20 protein-coding genes and 1 pseudogene are annotated in these 21,556 nt (G+C 61.4%); 6 read left to right on the top strand and 15 right to left on the bottom strand.

Annotation, left to right across the window (positions count from 1 at the left end; translation table 11 throughout):
* Positions 1–2: 2 nt before the first annotated feature.
* The 3 genes from ACNHKD_RS02990 (at position 3) to tnpA (ending at position 3,055) form a co-directional block, all read left to right on the top strand.
* On the top strand, positions 3–1,013 hold the full coding sequence (locus ACNHKD_RS02990) for a DUF7146 domain-containing protein (RefSeq protein WP_442755642.1): 1,011 nt from the start codon (positions 3–5) through the stop codon (positions 1,011–1,013).
* 254 nt (positions 1,014–1,267) lie between these two features.
* The gene (locus ACNHKD_RS02985) at positions 1,268–2,215 is read left to right on the top strand and encodes a DUF2493 domain-containing protein (RefSeq protein WP_442755641.1); all 948 of its coding nucleotides are present in this window, start codon (positions 1,268–1,270) and stop codon (positions 2,213–2,215) included.
* A gap of 408 nt (positions 2,216–2,623) precedes the next feature.
* Entirely contained in the window at positions 2,624–3,055 is a 432-nt protein-coding gene (gene tnpA / locus ACNHKD_RS02980; protein ID WP_442755640.1) for an IS200/IS605 family transposase, read from the top strand.
* Positions 3,056–3,255: 200 nt separating this feature from the next.
* On the opposite strand, the gene ACNHKD_RS02975 is transcribed toward tnpA, so the two are convergent.
* Complete coding sequence (locus ACNHKD_RS02975) at positions 3,256–3,459, bottom strand: GCG_CRPN prefix-to-repeats domain-containing protein (RefSeq protein ID WP_442756826.1); 204 nt, start codon at positions 3,457–3,459, stop codon at positions 3,256–3,258.
* Between the two features lie 342 nt (positions 3,460–3,801).
* On the opposite strand from ACNHKD_RS02975, the gene ACNHKD_RS02970 reads away from it, so the two are divergent.
* The gene (locus tag ACNHKD_RS02970) at positions 3,802–4,218 is read left to right on the top strand and encodes a DUF2946 family protein (protein ID WP_442755639.1); all 417 of its coding nucleotides are present in this window, start codon (positions 3,802–3,804) and stop codon (positions 4,216–4,218) included.
* A gap of 93 nt (positions 4,219–4,311) precedes the next feature.
* Entirely contained in the window at positions 4,312–6,669 is a 2,358-nt protein-coding gene (locus ACNHKD_RS02965) for a TonB-dependent siderophore receptor (RefSeq protein WP_442755638.1), read from the top strand.
* 97 nt (positions 6,670–6,766) lie between these two features.
* Here the strand turns inward: ACNHKD_RS02965 and ACNHKD_RS02960 are convergent, their stop codons facing one another.
* From ACNHKD_RS02960 to ACNHKD_RS02895, 14 genes are all read right to left on the bottom strand, one after another.
* A complete protein-coding gene (locus ACNHKD_RS02960) occupies positions 6,767–7,417 on the bottom strand; it encodes a TauD/TfdA family dioxygenase (RefSeq protein ID WP_442755637.1) in 651 nt (216 codons plus the stop codon).
* Positions 7,414–9,066: a methanobactin biosynthesis FAD monooxygenase MbnF gene (gene mbnF / locus ACNHKD_RS02955; RefSeq protein WP_442755636.1), complete on the bottom strand. Its 1,653-nt coding sequence runs from the start codon at positions 9,064–9,066 to the stop codon at positions 7,414–7,416. The genes ACNHKD_RS02960 and mbnF overlap by 4 nt, the downstream gene beginning before the upstream one ends.
* A gap of 49 nt (positions 9,067–9,115) precedes the next feature.
* Entirely contained in the window at positions 9,116–10,390 is a 1,275-nt protein-coding gene (mbnM, locus tag ACNHKD_RS02950; protein WP_442755635.1) for a methanobactin export MATE transporter MbnM, read from the bottom strand.
* A complete protein-coding gene (gene mbnC / locus ACNHKD_RS02945; protein WP_442755634.1) occupies positions 10,387–10,959 on the bottom strand; it encodes a methanobactin biosynthesis protein MbnC in 573 nt (190 codons plus the stop codon). Before mbnC ends, mbnM begins: the two co-directional genes overlap by 4 nt.
* Positions 10,931–11,767, bottom strand: a complete 837-nt coding sequence (gene mbnB / locus ACNHKD_RS02940; RefSeq protein WP_442755633.1) for a methanobactin biosynthesis protein MbnB — start codon at positions 11,765–11,767, stop codon at positions 10,931–10,933. Before mbnB ends, mbnC begins: the two co-directional genes overlap by 29 nt.
* Before the next feature lie 75 nt (positions 11,768–11,842).
* On the bottom strand, positions 11,843–11,926 hold the full coding sequence (gene mbnA, locus ACNHKD_RS02935; RefSeq protein WP_442756825.1) for a methanobactin: 84 nt from the start codon (positions 11,924–11,926) through the stop codon (positions 11,843–11,845).
* 181 nt (positions 11,927–12,107) lie between these two features.
* The gene (locus ACNHKD_RS02930; protein WP_442756824.1) at positions 12,108–13,259 is read right to left on the bottom strand and encodes an MbnH family di-heme enzyme; all 1,152 of its coding nucleotides are present in this window, start codon (positions 13,257–13,259) and stop codon (positions 12,108–12,110) included.
* Between the two features lie 29 nt (positions 13,260–13,288).
* Entirely contained in the window at positions 13,289–14,377 is a 1,089-nt protein-coding gene (locus ACNHKD_RS02925; protein ID WP_442755632.1) for an MbnP family copper-binding protein, read from the bottom strand.
* A gap of 190 nt (positions 14,378–14,567) precedes the next feature.
* Positions 14,568–15,080 carry an RNA polymerase sigma factor gene (locus ACNHKD_RS02920; protein WP_442755631.1) on the bottom strand — a complete coding sequence of 171 codons (513 nt, stop codon included), beginning with the start codon at positions 15,078–15,080 and terminating at the stop codon, positions 14,568–14,570.
* A gap of 777 nt (positions 15,081–15,857) precedes the next feature.
* A complete protein-coding gene (locus ACNHKD_RS02915; protein ID WP_442755630.1) occupies positions 15,858–15,983 on the bottom strand; it encodes a helix-turn-helix domain-containing protein in 126 nt (41 codons plus the stop codon).
* A 152-nt stretch (positions 15,984–16,135) separates the two neighbouring features.
* Positions 16,136–16,864 (bottom strand): superoxide dismutase, encoded by a 729-nt coding sequence (locus tag ACNHKD_RS02910; RefSeq protein WP_442755629.1) that lies wholly within the window; start codon positions 16,862–16,864, stop codon positions 16,136–16,138.
* A 30-nt stretch (positions 16,865–16,894) separates the two neighbouring features.
* On the bottom strand, positions 16,895–18,322 hold the full coding sequence (locus ACNHKD_RS02905) for a PepSY-associated TM helix domain-containing protein (RefSeq protein WP_442755628.1): 1,428 nt from the start codon (positions 18,320–18,322) through the stop codon (positions 16,895–16,897).
* A 206-nt stretch (positions 18,323–18,528) separates the two neighbouring features.
* Positions 18,529–18,894, bottom strand: coding sequence for an energy transducer TonB (locus tag ACNHKD_RS02900; RefSeq protein ID WP_442755627.1), 366 nt, complete (start codon positions 18,892–18,894; stop codon positions 18,529–18,531).
* A 492-nt stretch (positions 18,895–19,386) separates the two neighbouring features.
* Complete coding sequence (locus ACNHKD_RS02895; RefSeq protein WP_442755626.1) at positions 19,387–19,797, bottom strand: DUF2946 family protein; 411 nt, start codon at positions 19,795–19,797, stop codon at positions 19,387–19,389.
* 271 nt (positions 19,798–20,068) lie between these two features.
* On the opposite strand from ACNHKD_RS02895, the pseudogene ACNHKD_RS02890 reads away from it, so the two are divergent.
* Positions 20,069–21,412: pseudogene (locus tag ACNHKD_RS02890) on the top strand (IS1380 family transposase).
* Positions 21,413–21,556: the final 144 nt, after the last annotated feature.

Genomic DNA, 21,556 nt, shown 5'->3' with positions numbered 1-21,556 from the left:
CCATGGCCAAGGCCGCCGAACTCGCGCGCCGTCTCGGCCAAAACGCCGAGGCGGTCTGCCGCCATTATCTCGCCAATGGCCGCAGGCAGGGCCGATACTGGCTCGTCGGCGACGTCACGAACGCGCCGGGCCGCAGCCTTTATGTCCGCCTATCGGGAGAACGCGCTGGGAATTGGGCCGACGCCGCGACAGGGCAATTTGGCGATCTCATCGATCTCATCGCCCTCAATCGCGGCCTCGACTTCCGCGCGGCGCTCGACGAGGCGCAAAATTTCCTGCGCTTGCCGATTGCGTCGTCCGCTCCAAATTTGCGCGAACCGCCGGCGCCGAGCGGCTCGCCCGACGCCGCGCGGCGATTGTTCGCCGCGTCGCGCCCGATCCGCAATACGCTCGCGGAATCCTATCTTCGAAGCCGCGGCGTCGTCTTGCAGGCGGATGTTTCCGCCTTGCGCTTTCATCCGCGCTGCTTCCACCGCACGCCCTCTCGCCGCGAGGTCTGGCCCGCGCTCGTCGCCGCCGTCACCGATCTCGACGGCGCCATAACCGGCGTTCATCGCACCTGGCTCGACCCCTCGGGCGGCAGGGCGCCGCTCGCCCAGCCGCGCCGCGCCATGGGCCATCTGCTCGGCAATGGCGTGCGCTTCGGGCGCGCCGTCGACGTGCTCACGGTCGCGGAAGGGCTCGAAACGACGCTGGCGCTCAAAACCATCATGCCCGCCATACCCATGATCGCCGCGCTTTCCGCCGCCCATCTCGCCCCCCTCGATCTCCCCGCGACGCTGCGCCGTCTCTATGTCGCGCGCGACGATGACGAAGCCGGCCGCCTCGCGGAGGAAAAATTGCGCGAGCGTAATCGCCACAGCACTATCGACATTCGCGCGCTTACGCCGAGAGCGGAGGATTTCAACGCCGATTTGTTGACGCTCGGCCCGGATCGGCTCCGGGCGTGGATCGCCGGGCAATTCGTCGCGGACGATATTCCGCGCTTTCTTTTCGCTCACGATGCAGCGTGACGAAACGCGTTTTCGCCCACAGGCGCCGGCCGGCAAGGAGCGAGAACGCCCCGGCGGCTCCCCTCACAAGAGGGCCGCGCCGCGGCCTTGTCCTATTGGGGGATCTGCCGGAGGCCGGCCGGGCCGCAACGGCGCCTTGCGCCGTCCTCCACTTCGTTTCGGCCCTTAAGGGTGCGGCCCGGCCTCAAAGCCTCCGGCGGGCGATCCTCAGGACAAGGCCGCGACAGGCGCGGCCTCGAGACGGGAGAACCGCCATGCCGCACGATCTCTTCTCTTCCCGCGACGCCGCCAGCGAGCCGTTTCACGCGTCGTCCCCCACCGCCCATCTTCTCGAAGAATTGCAGCTCTACGGCTATCGCCCCAACGCCGACGAGCCCGATCCGCGCCCCTTGCCCGAAGCCGACCACGCCGCGCTCGAAATCTCCAACTGCGTCGAAAGCCTTTCCGCTCTCGTCTCCGGCACGCGGCTCGAAGACGATCTCGCCGATCTCGTCTGGGCCTTCGTCAACATTTTCCACCGCAAGATCGCACGGCTCGATCGCGCCCTCGACGACAATGAGCAGGCGCAACGGCGCTCGCAGGCCGAACAGGACGGCTCCGAGGTGAGGTCCGTCGAACTCGAGCGCCTGACCGCGCAGGGCGTGTCGCTCATCGAGCGCCGCAACGCGTTCGAAGCCTTCCGCGACATGGCCGCCGAAGCGTTCGAGGCGACGACCGGCTCCGCCTGGCGCCCGCGCGCCGGGTCGGTTGTCAACCGCAAGGCGCTCACCGCCGCCATGATCGACAGCCGCGATTTTCTCGCCGCCAAACGCAAGGCGGAAATCGAGCCGCTCTTGCCGAAAGGCCCGCGCATCGCCTTCACCGGCGGCGCCGAATGCAACGATCACATGCGCATCTGGGACGCGCTCGACAAGGCGCGCGCGAAACATCCCGACATGGCGCTCGTCCATGGCGGTTCGCCCAAGGGCGCCGAGCGTATCGCCGCTTGCTGGGCCGAAAATCGCTCCGTTCCGCAAATCGTTTTCAAGCCCGACTGGAAGCGCCACAAGAACGCCGCGCCCTTCAAGCGCAACGACGCGATGCTCGAAACGCTCCCCATCGGCGTCATCGCCTTTCCCGGCTCGGGCGTCTCCAAGAACCTCGCCGGCAAGGCCCGCAAAATGGGCATTCCGGTGTGGAATTTCGGCGATGGCGGCGCGTAGTGCGCCGCTTCATCGACCGGGCAGCGCATCGATCGGCAGAACTTTCCCGCAAAGGAGCGCGCGCGGTCTACCTCTACCTCGGCCAGCCCACAAGCGGCGCGGAACAGCGTTTCGCCGTTCCCCGTCGCAATCGTCGCCCGTGAAGAACCCACAACCATTTGACAGGAGGCGTGTTCGAGCGCCGTCGGCGTCTGTTGTTTTGCAAGGTTTGGGGGCGTTCGGGCTGTTTTCTTGCAAATTGATGTTGGCTTCGCGGCGTGATTCTGTTTCTCCGAGAGGGTGAATCGGAGGGCTTACGATGCGGCCGAAGGAGCGACGCGACAGCGGACACGTTTTCATGAGTGGCTCGCGGGTCGAGCAATGAGAGGGGTCTCCTTGGGAACCGCTATTCCCTTGAAGGTGACCCTAATGACGCAGCTACATCACCAGAACCATGCCACATGGGAGTGCAAATATCATGTGGTTTTCATCCCGAAATACCGAAAGAAGGCGATTTTCAGGGTCATCAAGAAGCGCCTTGGCGACGTGTTCCACGAATTGGCGCGGCGCCGCGAGAGCAAGATCGAGGAAGGGCATCTGATGCCCGACCATGTTCACATGCTCATTTCGATCCCGCCGAAATATTCCGTGGCGGAGGTGATCGCCTTCATGAAGGGCAAGAATTCGATCTGGATCGTGCAAAACGGCGAGCGCAAGGCGTGCAATTTCACGGGGCACAAGTTCTGGGCTCGGGGCTATTTCGTCTCGACAGTGGGACGAGACGAGGAAACCATCCGAGCCTACATCAAGAACCAAGAGCTGCAGGATCGTGAAATGGACCAGCTTGCCCTGATCCCATAGTCCCATCTCAAAAGCAGCAGAGTCCTTTAAAACCGCTTTTAGCGGTTCCCCATCAAACCACCAGCTTAGCTGGTGTTTCTGACTCTTTATCCAATCCGGACGCAAAGAGGGACGATCGGCGCCGTTTGTCCGCGCCGCGGCAGCCCGGCCGCGGCGCTCGAGAAGCGATCAGGCGCCGTTCTATGTGTGATATGAGAATCTCAATAGTAGCGCCAGTTGGGCCAACACCGGCGTCCGTATGGCCCGAGGTGGAAGCCAGGCGGGCAGGGGCGGCCCCAGCGATAGCCTCCCCACTGGCCACCTGGGCGGCAGCCGCCATATGGACCGCGATGGCCATAGGGGCCGCAGCCGCCCCACACCTGAACGATGGGCGCCTCTGGCGATGGCGCCGGCGCCAGAGGCATCGCCGCCGCCGGGATAGAGAATCCCACCGTGAGCGTTACAGCAGCGATAGGCATGAGTCTCATGGTCGTAATGTCCCTTGCCGAAGGCTGATTTGATCTGCGTCAGCCAGCGAAAGCCGCGCAGCGTGTGGAGCTTGGCGCGCAGTCGATTAACCGCGGCTGAACGCGATTGTGAAAGGCTTTGCGCTTTCGCGAACCGCCTGTTCTTTCATTGGAAGGCGCGGCGTCATTGGGTCCCGACCGCCTTGAGATTGTGTCTTTTGAGCAACAGTCAAAGAATAAAATAATTGACGCCCCCCGTCATGTTGACGCGTAAAAGTCAGGAGGCCTATTCATGAATTTATGAGGAAGGCCAGTCTGACAGCGAGAGAAACGGCGCGCGCGTTTATCGCGGGCGCCGTCGCTTGCCTGTTCCTTCTGCAAACTCTTGCCTTCGTTTTCACTTCGAACGGGCGCATCGCTTTTGCGAGCGGCGACGCCGCGGCGTCGATCGCCATGGCGGGCGAAATCTGCCAAGCCAAGACGGATGCCGACGGCGAGACGCCAGCGCCTCATAGCCATCATCGCCATTGCACTTTGTGCTCCCTTGGCCATCGAGACCAAGCGACCGATGTGGTCGCCCTTTTGGCGAGCGTCATTGCCGTGTTGGCGCCGCGATCGGACGACACGCTGGCGGGGCTTGTCCATGACGAGTTCACGCCGTTCCCGCCCGGCTGGACCAGCTCCTGGTCATCGCGGGCGCCTCCGTCTTTCTCCTGACCGACTGAACGCGGCGCGAGGGATCGCACCCTTGGCCGCATCCCTTCGTCTCGGCTCGCGCGGGCGTATGACGCCGCGCCAGGAGAATTCCAAATGGTTCGCACTGCCCTGTTGCGCGGCGTTTCCGCCGGCGCGCTTACATTAACGTTTATTTCAACTTCCGCTGTCGCGCAGGAAGCCCTGCCGCCGATCGAAATCGGCGCCGCGCAGAGAGCTCGGTCCTCGGAGCCTCATCCGAGCGGCGCACCCATCCCTGCGGGCCGATCGGTTGACGCGCGCACCGCGCAGACAGGCGACCGCGTCACCGGCTACAAGACGGACCGAACGGTATCAGTCAAGCTCAACAAGCCGATTTTGCAAATTCCGATCGCGGTGCAGACCGTGACGCGCCAGACGATGGACGATCAACAGACGACCAACGTCAGCCAGGCGATCATCGGCAATGTCAGTAGCGTGGCGCCTCTGCCCATGAACTGCACGCTCTTTCAAAATCTCATGATTCGCGGTTTCCAGACCGGCACGCTGTCGATGGCGCAACTCTACCGCAACGGCGTTCTTGTGCCGAACGAGCGTTGCCCCAGCACCGCGAATCTACAGTCGCTCGAGGTTGTCAAGGGGCCAGCCGCCATGCTCTACGGACGAATCGAGCCCGGCGGCCTTGTCGACATGATCGTCAAACGCCCCCTGGAGACGCCCTATTACTCCGTGCAGCAACAGGGGGGCTCATTCGGCGTCGCGCGCACGACGCTCGACGCCACCGGCCCTTTGACCGAGGATAAGAGCTGGCTCTATCGCGTAAACGCCGAATATTACCATAATCCGTCCTTCATCGATTTCGCCCAGGACGATAGATGGTTCGGCTCGGCGACGCTCACCTATCATCCCACCCAAAATTTCAAGCTGAACATCGACGCCGAATATCAGGACCTTTATTACGTCGACAATAATCCGAACATTCCCGCCATCGGCTATAATGCGGCGCCAATTCCAATCAGCCGCTACATCGGCGATCCAAGCATCACCGTCAATAATCCCGACCATGATATGCGCAGATTCGTCGGCTATGATTGGAAATACGACCTCAATGAAGATTGGAGCGTCACCAATCGATTCGCGTATAACAATACGCGCTCGATCCAGTCGAGCATGTTCACCATTTGCGTCAACGCGCCGCCCGTTCCCAATCCCGCCCTGCCGCCGGGCGCCTGCCCCGCGAACAGCCTTTTTGGAACCTCCACTCTTTCGCTCAATTACGGGCCGGTCGCCCTCAGAACCATCACCGGCAATCTCGATCTGAACGGCAAGTTCTACACGGGGCCGTTACAGCATGCGGTGCTGTTTGGAACGGATCATGTGAGCTTCGCCAATGTCGCCAATATTTATCAGGCGAACATCGCCCAAAATATCAACGTCTTCGCGCCGATCTACACGCCCTTTGGCCTGTCGCGGTTCCTCATTCCCGCGAACGGCGCCGCCGCGATCAGAAAGCAGGAATGGCAGGGCTTCTACGCCCAGGATATGATCTCCGCCTTCGACGACCGCGTGCATTTTCTGCTTGGCGGGCGCTACGACTTCGCCTCGGCGCTCAGCTCGATCGGACAGTCGAATTCGACCATTATCAACAATGCGCTCGATCGCGCCAATGTGTTGGGCGTTACGACGAAGGATCGCTTCTTTAGTCCCCGCGTGGGCCTTGTCGTTCAACCGTGGCCCTGGCTCTCGGTTTACGGCAATTACACGCAATCCTTCGGTGTTAACAACGGCGTAACGCGTGCGAATACGCCACTCGGGTCGCAGCAGGCGATTCAATGGGAAGGCGGCGTGAAGGGCGAGTTCTTCGACAAGCGCCTGCTCGCCACCGTCGCCTATTTCGACATAAAGAAATACAATCTGGCGCAGAATACGCCGACCGCGCCAAATGCGCTCAGGGGCTTTGTCGTCGATCTGCTGGACGCCGAGAGCCAGGGCGTGGAGTTGGACGTCACGGGGAAGGTCGACGACAATTGGAGCGTGATCGCGAATTTTTCGCATTTGAGCACACATGTCACCAAGGGGTCGATCCTTCCGCTCAATGATCCCTTCGACATTCGCACGCAGGCGCCCGTCGTCGGCAAGCGAATGCCCGCCGTGCCGGACAACATGGGAAGCCTCTGGCTCAAATATGACGCCGATGGCGACCTTAGGGGCTTGAGCGTCGGCGGCGGCTTCACCTGGATAGGGAACTCCTGGGTCGATCCGGCGAACACCTACCTCAATCCGGCCTATACGCTGGTGCGGGCTATGGCCTCGTACCGCTTCGCGCTCGGGCCGGCGCATGTCACGGCGCAGGTGAACGTCGATAATCTTCTCAACCAGAACTATTATTACGGAACTTCCAATTTTCCGGGCCGCTACGCCGGCACGGCCGGCGCGCCGCGAAATATTTTGGGTTCGCTGCGCGTGGAGTTCTAGTGCGAGTTCCCAAAAAAGTTGACAGACTTTTTCGATCAGAACTTGTGCCAGTTTATGGATGTGGCGCGATGAGGCCGCGAGTGGTAAGCTTGCGGCCTCAATCGCCGATCCAGAAGCGCAGCAAAACGCGTTTGTCGCCGTCGAGTTCGCCGCGGCCATGCAGCATGCGTCGGTTGTCGATGATGAGCAGACTGCCGGGCCGCAGCGGGATCGCGACGCTCGCGTCGCCGCCGGGAAACTCGTCGAGCGCCGCGACGAGGGCCCGCCCCGCCGGCGCCAATGTGTCCTTCGAGATCAGCCAGGGCGCGTAATTGAGGCGCCAGCCGCGGCGCGAATCGCCCGAAAGCGCCGGCAGCCTTCCGGCCTCATGCGCGCCCTTGATCGCAGGAAAGCGCACCATCGCGCGCCGCAACGCGTCTGTCTGCGCAAGGGGCGCAGCGTCGAAGAGCGGCTTCGTATCCTTAAGACGCATTTCGCCGCCAATGTCCTGCTGGGCCTCGCATCGCCAGGCGACATAACGCGCGAAAGGCGAATCCGTATGATAAGGCAACGGATCCTTGCGCTTGAAATAAGTGGTCGCGCCCGCCTCGACGCGGATTTCGCTTTTGTTGATGATCGGGCCGAGATCCGCGCAGACGCGTTCAAAAGCGTCGCCCCCGATCGGTTGCTCGGAAAAGAAATAGCCATCCTCGTCGAGCTTTGCTCGGATAGCGTCGAGAGACGTCGCATACGCCACATCGATGGTCAAAGGCTGTGCTCCGAAACGTAAGGCACGGGAGAGGCGCATGGCGACGGAGACGGCAGACAGCAAACGCGCGCCAGCGCTTCTTCCAACGCGCGCGCGGCGTCTTCCCGTGCGCTTGGCGAACGCCATGCGATATAGCCGTCGGGACGCGCGAGCAGCGCGCCGTCTTCGGCGAGCCCAATCTTGTCAAGAAAGCTGTTCGATTCGTCGATCGCGTCGACGGATAATCGCACGCATTGGAGCGGCGCGCCCGACGCCGCAAGGCGCCGCGCCGCCTCGGCGAAGGCCAGGCCGCGAGGGCCGACGAAAAGCGCGAAGTCGCGGCCGATGAAATCATGCGTCGAGAGGAGATGACCATCCTTGCGCAGTTCGACATGAGGCAAACGCGTGCCTGGAGAGCCGGACGGTCGCAGCGGGCTTTCGGTCTCCGCGCCATCGTCGCTGGCGTCGAGCGCGATAGCGGCGGAGCGATAGCGATAGCCCATCGCCGCGCTGACATAATCGGCTTCATGCGCGCGTATTCTCACATCGTCGCGCTCGGGCTGCAGCCTCTCCACATAATTGGCGAGTTGGCGCGACAGGGCGATATGGGCGACGGGCAGGCGCTCGGCCTGGTAAGTCTCGAGCAGCGCTGGTCCGGCGTGGCCTTTCAGCACATAAGCAAGCTTCCAGGAGATGTCGGCGGCATCCTGCAGCGCCGTCTGACCGCCGAGCCCGCCGACCGGCGGCATGAGGTGAGCGGCGTCGCCCATGAGGAAAATGCGCCCACGCGCCATGCTCTCGGCGATTAGGGCCGATTTTCGCCAGAACAAAATATCGAGCACCTTCACCTCGATCTCGCCGACTCCGAGCGCCGCGCGCACGAGCGCGGCGCAACGCGCCGCGTCATAGGACTCGGGCGATTCTACCTCGGGATCGAAGGCAACGTTGAGCTGTCCTCGATTGGGATCGTCGCAGCTCACGAAAACGCCGGTGAAGGCGGGATTACGCAAATAACACAGCGTGAAGCCGCCATTCGGCATGACCTTGGACAGATCGGCCTCGAACAGAATCGAGGCCGAGTGGGAAATGACGCCGGGCCCCGCCATCGCTATGCCAAGCGTGTCGCGCGTGACGCCATGCGCCCCATCCGCCGCGATCATGTAATCCGCGCGCACTTCATACTCCCGCCCATCTTCGGCTTCGCGCAGAAGGGCCGTCACGCCGTCCGCGTCCTGCGCGAATTGCGTCAGCGTCGTCGAAAACCGCACATCCGCGCCCAGCGCGCGCGCATGTAAGAGGAAGATGGGCTCCACCCGATCCTGGCCGGCGGTGCAGATTTGCGCCGGGGAAATATTGGGACGGTCGAAATCGCTCTTTGCAACGAGCGTCCTTTGCCTTGGACCCGCTACTGTCTCCGCAATATAGACGTCGACGTCATTGGCGGCGCCGCGAGAGGCCGCGAAGAGATCTTGCTCCAAACCCGGAATGACCCGAAGCAGCTCCATGCTGCGCCGATTGACGCCATGCGCTTTCGGGTGGCGAGAAACGGCGGCGTGACGTTCCGCCACGAGACAGGACACGCCTCGCCAGGCTAGCAGCATGGCCGCCGCCAGCCCCGCATAGCCGCCCCCGCGAATAAGCACCTGCGTGCGTATAGGTTTCATGCGCATCGCGCTTTCCTCCCTGACCGGCGACGCTCCGCTCATCGTCGCCCCGCGTTCAAAGCTGCAGAACCGTTTGCGCCCGCGCGGCGCGCGCATCCGCGACGCGGTTCCAAAGAATGGCGGCGCAGAGCGTTTCAGGTGCGACGAGGGCGAGATAGGCGATCGCCGGCGTGTCGAGATGCAATCCGATCGCCGTCAGCGGCAACGCGACGAAGGCGGCGGCGAAACCATCGGTCGCCGCCGCGTCGGCGAAGCGGCCGCCCGACTGCAACGCGCCGCGCATGACATTCGCCGCATAGCGGATCGGCAGCGATAGGGCGAGCGCTTCGACGAAAGCCGACCACCAGCGCCCCTCGCGCTGATAGATCGCCGCCCCGAGCCAATCGCCCCCGATCAGCAGCAGCGCCGCGGCGACGAGGGCGATCGGAAGTCCCTGTCGCAATAGGGGGGCGATCGCCTCGCGCGTGGAGCCCGTGAGGCGCATGGCGAGAAAACGCGTGAGCGCCGTGAAAGGCGTGAAGAGGAACAGGACAAGGATTTGTCCCGCAGCGTAAGAATCGACGCGCTCCGGCTCGAAACGTCCAAGCCAGGGCGCGGCGAACAGCGCGAGCGAAGCGAGGACAAGCAGCTGCGGAGACAAAATTCTCGACGCCTCCCACATCGCGTCGGCGAGAAAGGCGCGCGCAAAGCTCCAAGGCGGAAGCCGCGGCGCGGCGGCGCCTTCGGCGCAAACCATGCCGAAGGTCGTCGCCGCGCCGGCGACGGACGTCGCAAAGCCCGCCACGAAACATCCGGCGAATCCGAAGCCGAACGGATAGATCAGCGCATAGGCGCCGATCGCCTTCAGCGCGACTTCGAAAAGTTTCCAGCTCAGCGCGAGCCGTCCGCGCTCCATCGCAAATAGGATGAACAGGCCGACGCCGGACAGAATTCGAAAAGGAATCGCCGCAAGATGCCAGCCGAGCGCCGCGGATGCGAGCGCGACGACCTCCCGCGTTCCGCCGATCAGCCGCAGGGCAGTCGGATAGACCGCGCAACCGACCGCGCAGGCGCACAACCCCACGGCGAACGCCGCCGCCCATAATTGGCCGATTATGGCCAATTTGTCGCGACGATCCCGCGCCTTGGCGACCATCACGGAGGCGACGACGCCGACCGCGGCGACGAGCGTACTATCTAGAAGCGCGATCCGCGCGAGCAACGCATAAGCCGCCGGCGCCCCCACGCCGAGCTTCGCGACCATCGCCAAATCGACCTGAAACGAAATTGGCGCGATCGACAGAGATGCGAGCAGCGGGAAAAATCCCCGCCACAAGCTCGCTTCCTTCATAAGGGAAGACTCCGCCATCCCGGGAAGGTTGAAATCTCCGGCGTGGAAATCGTAAAAAAGCCGAAGAACTCATCTCCCGCCGGAATGGGCTCCTCGGGCTCGATCAATTCGACTTGTCGTCCCGCGCTTAGACTATTGCATTTCCATCCGACGACGAGATTTCGCGTCGCGGCGCAGCCGATCGCAAGGCCGTAGGCGGCGCTGCGATCGCGGATGGCCCAGCGCGCCGCCGACGCGCCCATCAGCGACTGCAACAATTCATCGCTCAGCCGATCGCCGAACTTGGAACGCTCCAGCCAACGATACAGCCATAGATAATACGACCAGGTGAAACGAACGCCGCGCTCGCGCGCCCATTCCATGAAGGGCGAGAAAATCGCCATCCCGTCGGGACCCGACAAATCGAGGAGCTCCGGGCAAGCGTCGAAGGTCGAATGCCAATAGGCGCGCAGGCTGACGTCTATGCGTCCGTAAGCGAGCGAATCTTGCGGATAATCCCGGATCGCCTTTGGCGAGGCGAGAACGTCGTACAATTCCCGGTCAGTGCGCGGAAGCGATGTCGGGCTCATTGCGCCGTTCCTCCACTTTATTGTTGAAGATTTCGCGCAGGCGCCGCAAGTCGGCGACGATCGAGTCATATTCGATATTGCCGTCGCGTTCGTATGTCATCGTTGCGTCCGGCTTGTCGAAAATATGCCGGCGGCCGCGCAGGAAAGAGAGCGTCTTTTCCGACATTTCCTCCGAATGGGAATCGTGAATGATATGCGGCGGATTGACTGCTCGACTATAGCCGGCGACATGGAAATGCGGCGTCGCCGCGATCACCTTGTCCCAGGCTTCGAGCGGCGCGCCGCAATTGAGATTGGCGCATACCGCATTGGAGGCGTCAAAGAGCGCGCCCGCTCCGGTGTCATGCATGAGGCGCTCAAAAAAGCGGGGCGCTTCCCAACCGCCGTCCATGATGGAAGGGTAATTCTCGATGAAAAGGCGTTGGCCCAGCATTTCCTGCCATAGGTCGACGCGCGCGCGCACGCGATCATAGTCGCGCACATAATCGAGCTCGCCCAGATGGAATAGATTCACGCCTTGATGCGTGAAGCTCGCGCCATGATCCGATACATAAAGCGGCCGCATTTCCTGAATGAACAGCCGAATGCGTTTGCCGAAATCCGCGAGCGCATCGATATCCGCGTCGATGAACTCCGAAAACATGATATGGAAGCCAGTCGGACAATCAAAGGCGCGCGCGAGCTCCGCAGGGCGCACGCAAAAGAAATTGTCGATCAGCAATTCGCAGTAGTCGATATGGCCTTCGGCGAACATGCGCCGAACCATATCGGCCGTTTCGACGAGCGTGAAATTGAATCCAATCCGCATCTCAACCGCCTCGCGCGCGACGCTTGAAAAGAAATTTTGCGTGCGCCGCCCGCAAGGACGACGCACGCGTTTGTCTTAGCCCCAGCAGGCGGTGCCGCAGTCGGCACCGGCTCGGCCATTGACGGCGAGGGTCGTGCGCTTCGCGATCTTGATAACCATGATAGCCTCCTATAGTCGCATGTTGAAACAAAGCCTCATCTCGCGCTAAGTATAATGCGCGTCCATAAGGCGCTACACGATTTATATGAAGAATCGCGTAGCGATTTATTTTATCACATGCAGCATACCTCGTCAATAAAAATATTGGTTATACTTTGGTTATGTAACCGCGTGACGGATATTAGTTCGCTTGTGATCCTTTACTGTCGATGCCCGCCTTTCGCTTTTCGGCCCATGGGTTGGAAAAGCGCGGCGCATGCAATAGCTCGTCGTCGGTCAAGGTCTTGAGGAAAGCGATGATATCGCTCTTCTCCTGGGAGTTGAGATCGATCGGAACGATGAGTTCGCTTTTGTGCGCATTGTAACGTCCATCCCCTTTCAGAGGACCGCTCGCCACATCGCGTCCGCCGGCCGCGTAAATGTCGATCACTTCTTCTAGAGTCGCGACGCTGCCGTCGTGCATGTAGGGGCCCGTCACCGCAATATTCCTTAGGCTGGGGGCGCGAAATTTCCCCATATCGTCGGGCGCGCCGCTCGACTCGAACACGCCGCGATTAGGCGCGGGATAGCCGCCCTTGCCATCGATGTCGTAGAGCCCGGTGTTGTGGAACGGCGTTTCGATCTCGCGCGTCGTCGCATGATAGAACTGGTCGTCGAAATTGACGCTGCCATGGCAGTGATGGCACTCCGCCTTCTCGCCAAAGAACAAGTCCTTGCCGCGCGTTTCCTCAGGGGTAAGCGTCGCCTTGCCTTGCAGATAGAGATCATATTTCGAGGAGGCCGACACGACGCCGCGTTCAAACACAGCGATCGCCTTGATGATGTTTCCGAAGCTGATCGGTTCGGCTTCATTGGGGAACGCCAGCGCGAAATCGTGCCGATAATCCGCATCGCTGGCGAAGCGAGCCAAAATTTCCTTGCGATTGTTGTCATTCACGCCCATTTCAATCGGCGCCTCGCCGAACAGCGGCCCCTCCATTTGACGTTCCAGCGTCACCATCGCGGGGTTCGCCCAGGTCAGCGTCGCCCGCCAGGCGGCGTTGGCGATACTCGGCGAATTGCGCGGCGTCGTTTCGCCGGTTGCGCCGACCGCAACTTTCCGCCCATCGGTGAAGGCGAGAGCCTGGACATGGCAGGAGGCGCAGCTCTCCTTGCCATTGCCCGACAGCCGCGTGTCATAGAAGAGTTTGCGGCCCAACTGAAAGCGCGTCTCCGACATTGGATTGTCGATGGGAACGCGCGGTGGCGGCAAATAATCGGGCAGCGACCAAATCCAATTCGTTTTGATTTCGGCCGCATTCGATAACGCGCCCCATGCGATCAGCGCCGCCACGAGACTGAGGGAAGAGAAGAACGCCTTTATCACTTGCTGGCTCCCATGAGAGTCTTCGACGCCGCGCGGAAGACCTTGCTGACGCGCCCTGAAGGTCTGCCGGCGTCATTTGCATCAGGAGCCGTTTCCGTGAGATTGAGACCGATATTTTCGAAGATTGGCGCGCACTCGGGGTCAACAGGCCCGCTCATGCAGCCGGTGGCCCCACCTTTATCGTGACTGAGATCGATCCCTGCGACCAACGCCTCCAGATCGAGAACGACCCGCTGTGTGGCGGGATCGAAGGAACTGAGCTTCACGGGAATTCGGTTAGGGCTCGCGCAGGAAATGATCTCGCCGGTGAGCGGGTCGCCTTTACAGCCGGTTGACCCAAGATGCAGCATCCAAGTCACGACGGTGATCGTTCCGTCAGCGTTCACTTTCACGGGCTCTGTGGGAGGGGTGTCCGCCTTGGCGAGATCGGATTTGGCGTCGGGCGCGCCTGTGGGCGGCGTTTCCCTTGAAGCGGGCTTGGGAGGCGGCGGCTTGCGGGTCACCCCGCCTTCGGGATCGACCTCGATCTTCATAAATTTCCGGCCCGCCTGCCAGTTCCAGCTCATTGACTGAATATCCAAGGGCGCGGGCGCAGTCGCAAAATTGGAGTGGTTGAGCGCAACGTCTTTGCCGTTTTCGCCCTTGGTCATGCTCGGCACGCCGACAACAAAACTGAAACCCTGGTAGCGACCGGGCGGCGCCGTTCCCTTGACGCTGTCGTTGAGAGCCGACATCCCCTTGCAGCTGCCGGATTTGTCGGCGAAATTCAGCAAGGCGACGTTGGCGTATTGCCAATCGTTCCTCTCCAGTTCGATCGGAACTTCCTTGCCCGCTTTATCGATCAGCGCCGGCGCCGAGATATAGAATCGGGCGTCGCGTAGTTTCGCCGGCAGCTTGGCGGCTCCCAGCTCGGCAATGTCGTGGCCGCAGTCGACGCTCTTGCCGCCGGCGGCCAAGCCAAATGAAATAGTGATGGGTTGTTTTGCGGGAGAAGCGGCCTGCGGCGCCTCGATCTGGACCGCCGCTATGGCCAGTCCGAGCGCTAAACTTCCTATGCGCATTTCGACTCCTTTTGTCCGGCCCAATCATCGTCGCCGATCACAGCCTCGCCGCGGGTGGACCTTTGCTGTAGTATGAGACGTTTCAGGAGCACAAAAGACGACACGATATTTTGCCGTCGATCCGAATTTTTTTAACCAGGATGTTTCGTTCCCGTGGCGGCGCGCCGCCACGGACAGAGGGGCTCGTTCCGGTTCCGGCGCCCGGCGCCCGGAGTCATGGGATGGATTGCTGGCCGGCTCGACGCCGCAAATGTTCGTGCGCCTTAAGCAGATGACGTTGGACCGTTCTCACTGTGACCCCAAGCCGTCGGGCTGTTTCCGAATGGTTCAGATCATTGATCCAATAGAGGAAAAAGGCGTTGCGGCATTGCGGCGAGAGTTCGTCCAGAAAAGCGCAGAGTTGGCGGAGTTCAACGGAGACTTCGATCGCCACTTCCGAACTGTGGGCGTTTCCGACGAGAACACGGAGCGTCCCTTCGTTTTCGGCGTAACGGGACCGAACTCGCTCACGACGCTTTGCGTCGATCGCCAGATTGGCGGCGATACAGAAAAGATACGCCTTGGGTTCCCTAGCCAAGGCGATGTCGTTTTGCTGGAGCGCATGAACATAGGCCTCTTGCGCGATATCGTCAGCTTGCTGCGCGCCGACTCGACGGACGAGAAAGTCATGCAACTCCCGTCCATGGAACCGGCAGAGGTTCTCCACGACCAAGTTTAACGGCGGCATGATAGGCCTCCCTCGGCTGAGCGGATAAAACCTCGAAAGGGAAACTCGGGGCGAACGTCCTTGCGCCGCCTCAAATCCTTTCGGTGCGACATTGGATGGCCTTTAGGCAGGGGCTGGAACACTTGATCTGTCTCAGCCACGTTGAAGGAAAGGCGCGATACGCGCCGCCCGAAGCGGCCATGCTTCCCGCCTCGATCAAATCGCAATCAGCACATTCGTAAGCGCCGCAAATACGCGGAATCGCTCAGGTTGCCGTGCAGCTCAGCTGATGACAGGGATTCGAGCGAGGTGCGCGCTAGAAAATCGCCGGAGGCCCGCGCGCTGAGAAATCGCAATGCTTCAGCGACGCGATTGGACCAGCATCACAATTATCCCAAGCCCTGGAAAGCGCGGAACAAACGGCGCGATCTACAAAGATGCAAGCTCGTGTGATATCGCTGCAACCGCAGGCGGCGCATGAGGAAATACAACAAAACCCCGAATGATGACGCTCAAGCGGCGCATCCGAATTGGAAGCGTCCCCTGAGCAAACGACGCCGGTGATCGGGCTGAAAACGCCGTCTTTCGCTACTACGGGCGCCAGCGCCTGAATCAAAAGCAGGACGAAGGCGATAACGCGCATCGCCATACGGGTTGCAATTGATTTTCCAGCCTGCGGCCGCATGACAGAAACTATACCTTTCGATTTGGGCCTCGCATAGGGCTGTTTGGTTTCCGAGATTGCACGGCGGCAAAGATTAGAATAACTTTAAGAGCCTGCTTATCGGCCTCCCTGGGTCACAATCTGGCGCAGTTTAGGATCAAATAGACGGCTGGCTGGGAAACGGAGAAGAGTTCCGCCAAGTCGCTAATGGAGTAATCGCCACTGCCGTGCATGCGGCGCAGCTCGTTTTGCTGTCCCATGCAGGACGCGCCGGTCAACGCCAGGCGGAGGCGTAATCTTGATCCAGAAATGTTTTGTTTTGCCTTGGACCGAGATGTCGGACATCGGAATATCCCCTCCTGGCAGGAGACGTAGCTAGGCGCGCGGCGCGCCGCTTGTGGAGATTAGGAGATCACGCCGGCGCCTTTGCGAAATTCGACGCGGCTTTGTCCCAGTTCACGATGTTCCACCACGCCTTCAGATAGTCGGAACGCTTGTCTTGATATTTGAGATAATAGGCATGTTCCCAAACGTCGACGGCGAGAACGACGCGCCTGGCGCCCTGTTCCAGCGGGGTGTCCTGATTTTGCGTCGAGATCGCCTGGAGTTCGCCCTTCCTGTCGACGACCAGCCACGCCCAGCCGGAGCCGAGGCGCGTAACGCCCGCGGCGATGATCTTTTCCATCATATTGGCGACGCTTCCAAAAGCGGCCTCTATCGCCGATCGCAAATCGCCGGACGGCTCTTTGGCGCCGCCGGGCATCATGATGTCCCAATAGAAAGAATGGCTCCAATGGCTGCCGAGATTGTTGCGCACGCCGGCGCGCACGGCTTCTGGAACTTTGTCGAGTTCCGAGAGGATCGCGACGGCGGATTTTTTCGCAAGATCGGGATATTTTTCGACGAGAACATTCGATTCGGTGACGGCCGCAGCGTGATGGCGATCATGATGCAAATGCAGGGTCTGCGAGTCGATATGCGGCTCCAGCGCCTCGAATGGGTAGCCAAGATCGGGCAATTTGAAGACGGCCTGCGTTTCGGCGCGAGCGCTCGCGACGATGAAGCGCTCCCCGCCGAGCGCGGGAAGGAAGCCGAGGGCCAAGGCCGACTCTAAACACTCTCTACCTGTGATGATCGCCATGCTCCATCTTTCAGTTTCGTCCGCGCCTCGTCAGGCCGAGGCGGCGCGAGGCGCGAGCCCAAGCCAGCGCGCGACGCCCGGCATGAAGCGACGGGCCGCGGCTTCGAAGCACAATACGACGATGAGCGATGCGCCGAGCGTCGGCAGGAAAACGCCCAACAGCACGATCAACAGCACGAGCGCCGGCGCGAGACTGGGTTTTTCGGCAAGCGCCGGCGGCGCTCCGAGCGCGCCCGCCTGTCGGCGACGCAGCCACATCAAGAGCGAGGTGACGACGAGCGTCAGAAAGGAGAGCGCCGTCACAAGGCCAAGCAACTGATTGGCGAAGCCAAAAAGATGCCCCTCATGGGCTGCGACGCCGACGCCGACAACCTTGTCGATGAACGCTTTGCCAGAAAAATCCTCGCGCTTGACCAATTCGAAGCTTATTGGATCGAAGCTCAGCGTCTCGCGCAGTGGACGATTTTGCGACTCCGAGCGCGCCTGCCAGTTCGGATTTTTCGGCGATGGCGGAACGAGCGTCACCGGCTCGGCGAGGCGATAGCTGCGCGCGATCGCCGCAAGCTTATCAAAACCTTCGATGCGCGTCGGCGCAGCGCCATGGTTCATGCCCGCATGGCTTTCATGGCCTTCATGTTCGCTCGACGCCGCTTCGCCGCGCGCCGGCGGCGCTTCGCGATAGGCGGACACGCGTTGCGCCCGAGCCGAAGCGGGACCTGTCGTCCAGTCCATCTTCGCCTGCTGCGCCGGCGTTATGCCGCGCGACATGCGAAACGCCTCTCCCCAGACTTTCGTCCACGGCAATCCTGATATGAGCAGGAACAATGCGAAGAATGACACATAGAGACCGGTGACGGCGTGCAGATCACGCAGAAACGGCCGACCCCCACGCGGATAGAGCACGCCGGCGAGGCCCGTGGCGTTGCGCGGCCACCAAAGATAAAGTCCCGTGAGGATCATCACGATCGCCCATGCGCCGGCAAGCTCCAATATGATCGCGCCAGCATCGCCGAGCAGCATTGAGCCGTGAATGTCATGCATCAGCGTCGACAGACGCCATTTCTCCGCCTCGACTTTTAGGATTTCGAGCGTATCGGGCCGCACCAGGACGCGCTGTTCGCGCCCCTGCGCGTCCACGACCTGCACGCGCGCCGCGTCGCTCGCATCGTTGCGCAGCGCCACGCCTTTGAGGCGCGACTGCGGCAAGGCGGCGAGCGCCGCTTCGACCTGATCGTCGATACTGCGCGCCGGTCCCGACAGCGCCATATGATTATATGGTCGGTCGAAAAAGGCGTCGATTTGCGGCTTGAACAGATAAACCGAGCCCGACAGGGCAAGTATCGTCACGAAGGGCAAGCAAAAGAGCCCCGCATAGAAATGCCAGCGCCAAATGGTCCGATAAATAGCCGCGTAATCGGCGAGCGCAGCGTCACGCGCGGTTTTGACGGTTGCGGTCATCTTGGCCTCCTTATCGAGCGTGACGCGCATCAGCCTGCGCGCGACGCGTCTGAACGCGGACTATGCGCGACTTGCCTTTTGACATCCTCGAAAAGCCATTCGTCACGATGCTCTGACTTCATCACGACGCTCCCCTTCTCTCTTGTCGCCGAAACCATCAATTTCTGGTCTCAGGGTGGCGCTTTACAGACAGAGTCAGGCCCCCATCAGTGGAAGGAAAATTCCTGGAGGGCGGCGAACGACCCTCCGGGCGGCGGCGGCGTTTGCACGGCGGCGAGAATCCGGCCGACAGTCGCCGCGAGAGCTGGATCAGACGCATATTTGATCTCATGGGAGACCACGCGGCCGCTGGCGCCGACGGTGAATGCGACCTTGACCTTGCCGGCCCGGTCGACCGACTTTGGCGCATGTTTCCGAAGGGACACAGCCAATAAGCGAAGATATTCCTTCTTCGATATTGCCGGCGCTGGCTTCCTCTCAACCATCTTCGACTTGTCGTTCGCAGCCGGCTTGTCCATCGCCTGCGCTTTCTCCAACGACGCCGGAGCGGCCTGGTCATTGTCCTTTGCCATTGCCGCGCCAACCGCGAGGCAGGCAGCGAATATGAGGCCGATACGCTTCATCTTGTGATCCTTTCGTTAGCGAGCTATTTGCGAGAACGCGAACCTGTTCGCTTCGTATGGAGCCGAGCCATTCGCGACACCACGCGGCGGGAGAGCGTCATCTCGCGACAAAACATCCGATCTGGCGACATCGCTCGCCGGCGCGGAATCGATCGCAGGATAGCGTGAATGCAATTGTCGGCCGCCGGCGAGCACACGGCTCCGCGCCGCTTCGCGCAACCCCGCGACGGCGCAGATTGTGACAATTTCAGCTCGCGACATTAACAGATGAGAGGCCCGATCTCGGCCGGCCGCCGCCACTGACCAGCCGAAATGGCCCGCCGCCAATGCCGCGATGAGCGACAACACTCGAATATACATGATGGTCGTCCTGAGAACGGCGCGAGCGGCCGTTAAGACCCGGAGCAGACGCGAGCAGCCCGGGAGGCCGCGAGGGGTCGATCAGGACAAAGCGGGAGGCGCGCGAGACGACCAGGAACTGGTCCAGCCAAGCGGGAGCGGCGCCAATTCGTCATGAATGAACCACGTCGGCGCGGCGTCGGATCCCGGCGCGAGAACGATGATGACCTTCGCCAGATCGGCGACGGCATCCACCGTGTCGTCGTAATTCCCGATGGAGCAAAGAGCGCAATGATGATGGTGCGGTTGCGCGGGCTGCCTATTGCCGTCGTCGATCTTGCCGCCGCAAATTTCTCCGGCCATGGCTATCGAGACGCCGCCGTCGCCGCTCGAAAAAGCGACGCGCCCATTCGATGAAACGACAAAAGCCAAGACTTGCACGAGAAAAAGGCCAGCGACGACGCTCGAAAGGAGCGCGCGCGCCATCCCATGCGGTTTTGGCGAAAGTCTCATGATCTTCCATTGTCCACATGAGAGGGCGCGTCGTCAACGGAAAGGATCGACATCCTTCGCGCGCGGACCAAAGTGCGCCCAGGGTTGACCGGATTTGTTTTCCTGAGCCAGTCGGATTGGTGCCGCGCTGCGATTTCTTGGCAGATCGACAGGCGAGCATCGGCGAGCAAATATCAGCCCGCATTCGCCGGATGACGAAGGATTTTGCTGTACAATTTCGCTATTTATGGCATGATTTTCAGAGTGTTATGCTTCTTTGAGCAAGGCGGCGATGACGAACTCGGCGGGTGAAACGAATGATGGCGTTCTCAGGCTCGATTTCGACCGCCGCCTGAAGCTGGAGTTTCGCGGCTCGGTGGTCACCTCCGACGCCGGATTGCTCGCCTACCGCGAACTCGACGACGCGCTCTTCACTGACAGAAATGGCGAGCGAGGTTTTGGCCGACGGCCGCACCGGCAAGAACGGGCGGCGCGCCTTGGCCGGATTGTTTCGGCAATCCGTTTTTGGCCGCCTCGCCGGCTATGAGGACGTCAACGACGCCGAGCGGCTTCGGCATGATCCGGCGATGCGCTGGGTCGTCGGCGGGAGAGCCGCCCTCTCCGGCGCGGCGTCGCCGAGTCAGATGGGCCGCTTCGAAACAGGCTGGCTCGCCGCCGAGAAGAACCTCTCCGCCCTTGCCGATCTCTCCGGTCAATGGATCGACCGCGTCCACAGCCGCCGACCGCCAAGAGGCATTCTGCTCGACATGGATTCGAGCGTCAGCCCGACCCATGGCGAACAGGAGAAGAGCTGCTGGAACGGCCATTACGAATGCATGTGCTATCATCCGTTGTTCTTGTTCAACCAGTTCGGCGATTTGGAGCGCTGCGCGCTGCGCCCCGGCAACGTCCACAGCGCCAACGGCTGGGACAGCGTGCTCAAGCCGGTCGTGGCGCGTTACAAAGGCCAGGTCTCACGCATCTACTTCCGCGGCGACGCCGGCTTCGCCAGTCCCGTGATTTACGACTGTCTCGAAGCCGAGGGCGTCAAATACGCGATCCGCCTGCCGACGAACCGCATTCTACAGGAGAGGATCGGCCATCTGTTGACGCGCCCCGCGGGACGGCCGCCACACGAAGCGCGCCGCTACTATTCGAGCTTCAGCTATCAGGCAGGAAGCTGGACGAAGCCTCGCCGCGTCGTCGCCAAGGTGGAATGGCGTCCAGGCGAGCTTTGCCCGCGCGTCGGGTTCATCGTGACGAACATGTCGCGTCGAGCCTCTTCTACAACAAGCGCGGAACCTGCGAACAGTGGATCAAGGAGGGCAAGGGGGCGATCAACTGGACGCGGCTGTCATGTCACGCTTTCGCAGCCAACGCCGTGCGTCTTTAGCTTCACGCGCTGGCCTACAACCTTGGCAATTTCCTGCGGACTTTGGCGACGCCGGAGCCGATCACGGACTGGTCGCTGACAACGCTCAAGGAGAAGCTGGTCAAGATCGGCGCGAAGGTCGTGAGCCATGGCCGCTACGTCGCGTTCCAGATGGCGGAAGTCGCAATTCCGCGGGGCCTGTTCGCCGAGATTTTGCGGATGATCGCGGAGCTTCGGCCGCCGCCTTTGGCGTCCACGGCGTGAGGCGTTCGGGCGTCATGAGTTTGAGCCAATCGACAGGAGAGGCGCGTCCGCATGGAGAGCGACCCGATCATAATCGAAGCCAAAACAGCCTGTTTGGCCGATCGTCCGCCGTCCTACGCTTCGGCGACGCTTTCCGCGACTGCG

It is taken from the genome of Methylocystis sp. JAN1 (genome assembly GCF_052186135.1).
Classification (GTDB): domain Bacteria; phylum Pseudomonadota; class Alphaproteobacteria; order Rhizobiales; family Beijerinckiaceae; genus Methylocystis.
Note: the sequence above shows the minus strand (reverse complement) of the source record. Positions and strands in the feature narration are given on the sequence as shown.

What these genes read in the sequence shown, in the direction of transcription:
- ACNHKD_RS02990 (WP_442755642.1), top strand. Translation starts at nt 3, where the DNA reads ATGGCCAAGGCCGCCGAACTCGCGCGCCGTCTCGGCCAAAACGCCGAG.
- ACNHKD_RS02985 (WP_442755641.1), top strand. Translation starts at nt 1,268, where the DNA reads ATGCCGCACGATCTCTTCTCTTCCCGCGACGCCGCCAGCGAGCCGTTT.
- tnpA (WP_442755640.1), top strand. Translation starts at nt 2,624, where the DNA reads ATGACGCAGCTACATCACCAGAACCATGCCACATGGGAGTGCAAATAT.
- ACNHKD_RS02975 (WP_442756826.1), bottom strand. Translation starts at nt 3,459, where the DNA reads ATGCCTCTGGCGCCGGCGCCATCGCCAGAGGCGCCCATCGTTCAGGTG.
- ACNHKD_RS02970 (WP_442755639.1), top strand. Translation starts at nt 3,802, where the DNA reads ATGAGGAAGGCCAGTCTGACAGCGAGAGAAACGGCGCGCGCGTTTATC.
- ACNHKD_RS02965 (WP_442755638.1), top strand. Translation starts at nt 4,312, where the DNA reads ATGGTTCGCACTGCCCTGTTGCGCGGCGTTTCCGCCGGCGCGCTTACA.
- mbnF (WP_442755636.1), bottom strand. Translation starts at nt 9,066, where the DNA reads ATGCGCATGAAACCTATACGCACGCAGGTGCTTATTCGCGGGGGCGGC.
- mbnM (WP_442755635.1), bottom strand. Translation starts at nt 10,390, where the DNA reads ATGAAGGAAGCGAGCTTGTGGCGGGGATTTTTCCCGCTGCTCGCATCT.
- mbnC (WP_442755634.1), bottom strand. Translation starts at nt 10,959, where the DNA reads ATGAGCCCGACATCGCTTCCGCGCACTGACCGGGAATTGTACGACGTT.
- mbnB (WP_442755633.1), bottom strand. Translation starts at nt 11,767, where the DNA reads ATGCGGATTGGATTCAATTTCACGCTCGTCGAAACGGCCGATATGGTT.
- mbnA (WP_442756825.1), bottom strand. Translation starts at nt 11,926, where the DNA reads ATGGTTATCAAGATCGCGAAGCGCACGACCCTCGCCGTCAATGGCCGA.
- ACNHKD_RS02920 (WP_442755631.1), bottom strand. Translation starts at nt 15,080, where the DNA reads ATGCCGCCGTTAAACTTGGTCGTGGAGAACCTCTGCCGGTTCCATGGA.
- ACNHKD_RS02915 (WP_442755630.1), bottom strand. Translation starts at nt 15,983, where the DNA reads ATGGGACAGCAAAACGAGCTGCGCCGCATGCACGGCAGTGGCGATTAC.
- ACNHKD_RS02910 (WP_442755629.1), bottom strand. Translation starts at nt 16,864, where the DNA reads ATGGCGATCATCACAGGTAGAGAGTGTTTAGAGTCGGCCTTGGCCCTC.
- ACNHKD_RS02905 (WP_442755628.1), bottom strand. Translation starts at nt 18,322, where the DNA reads ATGACCGCAACCGTCAAAACCGCGCGTGACGCTGCGCTCGCCGATTAC.
- ACNHKD_RS02900 (WP_442755627.1), bottom strand. Translation starts at nt 18,894, where the DNA reads ATGGCAAAGGACAATGACCAGGCCGCTCCGGCGTCGTTGGAGAAAGCG.
- ACNHKD_RS02895 (WP_442755626.1), bottom strand. Translation starts at nt 19,797, where the DNA reads ATGAGACTTTCGCCAAAACCGCATGGGATGGCGCGCGCGCTCCTTTCG.